The sequence below is a fragment of the Bradyrhizobium sp. genome (assembly GCF_035570375.1).
In the GTDB taxonomy this organism is placed as follows: Bacteria; Pseudomonadota; Alphaproteobacteria; order Rhizobiales; family Xanthobacteraceae; genus Bradyrhizobium.
The window spans coordinates 1-3409 of sequence record NZ_DATMLW010000100.1; the positions used below are offsets into that span (position 1 = coordinate 1).

The window sequence follows — 3409 nt, forward strand, 5'->3', positions numbered from 1 at the left end:
CGCGCTGATGACATCCGATCAGATCGGGCCGGAGACAAAAATCGCCCGCGACCAATTCTATTTTCCAGGCGAAAACAGCGGCTTCGGCCTTGGCTTTGCCGTGCGCACGTCGGTGCCGGCACAGACGCCGTCGTGGCCAACGGGCGAATACCGCTGGGGTGGCGCCGGCGGCGCTTTCTTTTTCATCGACCCGAAAGGCGACATGTTTACGATTTGCATGATGCAGGCGCCCTCGCAGAGCGAACGCATCCGGATCGAGCTGAAGACCCTGATCTATGAGGCCTTGAACAGATGAGTGATGCGCTATCAGCGCCGCAGAGTACGAAGCGCGGCGGCTTTTTTCCGCTGGGCGAGGCAGCCTTGTGGGTAATGCTTGCGATCTATCTCGCTCTGGTCATCGGCTTTGCCTGGAATCGAACCCCGCTGGCGGAAGTTTTGGCAGCGATTGGAATTTTCGCGGCCTGCGTCCATGCCGTCCTGACTTATGGCTGGAGGGATGCGTTGGTACTGGCGGCGATCTGCGTCCTCATCACCTTCACGATGGAGAATATTGGCGTCACCACGGGATGGCCTTTCGGTCACTACCATTTCGAGATCGAGCCGAACCTGCCGCATGTCGGCGCTATCCCGCCCATTGTCGGTCCGCTCTGGTTCGGCATGGGATATTTCTCGTGGGTTCTGGCGGAAACCTTGCTCGGCGGCGCGCAGGCACGGCTGAGCCCTCGATTCCGGCTCGTGGCCTTGCCGATCGTCGCGGCATTCGTGATGACGCAATGGGATGTGGTGATGGACCCGCCGGAATCCACGATCTCGAAAATCTGGATCTGGCACGACGGCGGCGCGCATTTCGGCGTTCCGCTGTCCAATTATCTCGGCTGGCTGCTGACATCCTGGCTGTTCTACCAGGCGTTCGCGATCTATCTGAGCGGCCGGCGTGATGTGTCGCGATTTGCGCTTCAACACGCGCGCACACTCAGGCTTGTCGCTGTTCTGCTTTATCTTGCTTCCGGTCTGACCCACGTGACGCCATGGCTGATCGGCCAGAGCGGCGAGGTGGTGGATGCGGCTGGCCACCTCTGGCGCATTCATGATCTGCGCGAGACGACGGTCGTGACCATGCTGTTCACGATGTTCTTCACCGCGATGCTGGCGGCGTTACGGCTTGCCGCCGACAAAGCTGATCGCTGAAGCCCATATTGGCTGTTCAAGCTTTCCGCACGACCTCCCGCACCAGGCCGACCGTCTCTTCGATCATGGCGGCCGTGACGTCGAGATGGGTACAGGCGCGGATCCGGCCATCCATCATCGCGAGCATGACGCCGCGCTGGCGCAGGGCGCCGACCATGGCGTCGCCGGTCACGCCCGCGCCATCCGGCTTGAAGAAGACGAGATTGGTTTCGGGCTCCTGGACCTCGATGCCGGAAACCTGCGCCAGTCCCCGCGCCAATGCCCGCGCATTGGCGTGGTCCTCCGCCAGGCGCTCAACGTGGTAATCGAGCGCGTAGGTGCAGGCGGCTGCGCAAATGCCGGCCTGGCGCATCGAGCCGCCCAACCTCTGCTTCCAGCGCCAGACTTGATCGATGAATTCACGGCTGCCCGCGATTACCGCACCGATCGGCGCGCCCAGCCCCTTCGAAAAATCGATCCAGGCCGAATCCCAGCCCGCTGCCATGTCGCGTGCGCTGATGCTGGTCGCGACAGTTGCGTTCAACAGCCGCGCGCCGTCCATGTGGGTAGCAAGCCCTTTGGTTTTGGCGATTTCGACGATCTCATCAAGAGCTGCCTTCTTCCAGATGGTGCCGCCGCCGATATTGGCGGTCTGCTCGGCGCTCACCAGCGTCTGGGGCGGCTGATAGCGGGTGCGGGGGTGAAGCGCGGCGCGGAACACCTCAGGGGCGAATTGCCCGTTGGCGCCAGGCAGTCCGGTGATCTGGAAACCGCCGAGTGCTGCGTGCGCGCCGCCCTCGCGGGCGATGACGTGGGCGGTGGCGTGCGCCAGAATTTCATCGCCGGGTCGGCAATGCACCAGCGTTGCCGCCACATTGCACATGGTGCCGGACGGCATGAACACGGCCGCTTCCTTGCCGAGCAGGTCGGCCACGCGTTCGCACAACAGATTCACCGATGGATCATCGCCGACCTGTTCGTCGCCCACTTCGGCACGCGCCATCGCCTCGCGCATTCCTTGCGTTGGGCGGGTCTGGGTGTCCGACAACAGGTTGATGCGTACAAGCGGGGCTTTGGGATCGGGACGGGCAGGGGTGTAGGTCATGGCGATGGTCTCCGTTATCGCGTCATGGCCGGCATAGCCGTTCGAAGAACGGCGTCGCTTCCGCTCGCCTATGCCCGGCCATCCGCGTCTTGTTTTGTGTCGACGATAAAGACGTCGATGCCCGGCACAAGGCCGCTCATGACGAAAAAAGGCCCCGGCAAACCGGGGCCTTCGATCTCTGTCAGCGCGATCGGTCAAATCAGCGCGAATAAAATTCGACGATCAGATGCGGTTCCATCTGCACCGGGAAGGGCACGTCCGACAGTGCGGGGATGCGGACGAACTTTGCCGTCATCTTGCTGTGATCGACCTCGAGGAAATCCGGCACGTCGCGCTCGGCGAGCTGGTTTGCTTCCAGCACGACCACGAGCTGCTTTGAGGCTTCCTTGACCTCGACGAGGTCACCGACCTTCAGCTTGTAGCTGGCGATATTGACCTTGCGGCCGTTCACCTTGATATGCCCGTGATTGATGAACTGGCGCGCGGCGAACATGGTGGATACGAATTTGGCGCGGTAGACCACGGTGTCGAGACGGCGCTCCAAAAGGCCGATCAGGTTTTCACCCGTATCGCCTTTCATCCGGCCGGCCTCGACATAGATGCCGTGGAACTGGCGCTCGCTGATGTTGGCGTAATAACCTTTGAGCTTCTGCTTGGCGCGGAGCTGGCCGCCGAAGTCGGAGAGCTTGCCCTTGCGGCGCTGGCCGTGCTGGCCGGGGCCGTATTCCCTGCGGTTCACGGGGCTCTTTGGGCGGCCCCAGATGTTCTGGCCCATACGGCGATCGATCTTGTATTTCGCCTCACTGCGCTTAGTCATCGCGTCCTCTTTTAAGGATTGAGTTTTGAGGAAACGCGCCCTCCTGTGTGCCGGGATGTCCCGGCACCGACAGGTCCCGACCCCAAAGCATCAAGGGTTAGGACCACGGGTCGCGAAACGCTTCGCGGGCCGAAACGGCCCGCGAGCAGGGCGGTTTCTAAGGGCAAATCGGCTGCCTTGTCAATCGATAGCACAGTCATTCCGGGGCGATGCGAAGTATCCAGCCCCGGAATGACGGTGTACCGGGGCGTTCTCATTGACAGGGCAGCGGTTTCTGCCTAGAAACCGCCTGCTCGCGGGCCGTTTTCGGCCCGCGTTGC

3 protein-coding genes and 1 pseudogene are annotated in these 3409 nt (G+C 62.1%); 2 read left to right on the forward strand and 2 right to left on the reverse strand.

The window, feature by feature from the left end; translation table 11 throughout:
* Nucleotides 1-295 (forward strand): annotated as a pseudogene (locus tag VNX23_RS11040) (serine hydrolase); the annotation flags it as partial.
* The gene (locus VNX23_RS11045) at nucleotides 292-1188 is read left to right on the forward strand and encodes a carotenoid biosynthesis protein (protein WP_325629931.1); all 897 of its coding nucleotides are present in this window, start codon (nucleotides 292-294) and stop codon (nucleotides 1186-1188) included. The pseudogene VNX23_RS11040 and the gene VNX23_RS11045, both read left to right, overlap by 4 nt.
* A 16-nt stretch (nucleotides 1189-1204) precedes the next feature.
* On the opposite strand, the gene VNX23_RS11050 is transcribed toward VNX23_RS11045, so the two are convergent.
* Together VNX23_RS11050 and rpsD are read right to left on the reverse strand one after the other, a co-directional pair.
* Nucleotides 1205-2272 (reverse strand): threonine aldolase family protein, encoded by a 1068-nt coding sequence (locus VNX23_RS11050; protein WP_325629932.1) that lies wholly within the window; start codon nucleotides 2270-2272, stop codon nucleotides 1205-1207.
* A 199-nt stretch (nucleotides 2273-2471) separates the two neighbouring features.
* Nucleotides 2472-3089: a 30S ribosomal protein S4 gene (gene rpsD / locus VNX23_RS11055; RefSeq protein WP_325629933.1), complete on the reverse strand. Its 618-nt coding sequence runs from the start codon at nucleotides 3087-3089 to the stop codon at nucleotides 2472-2474.
* Between the last annotated feature and the right edge of the window lie 320 nt (nucleotides 3090-3409).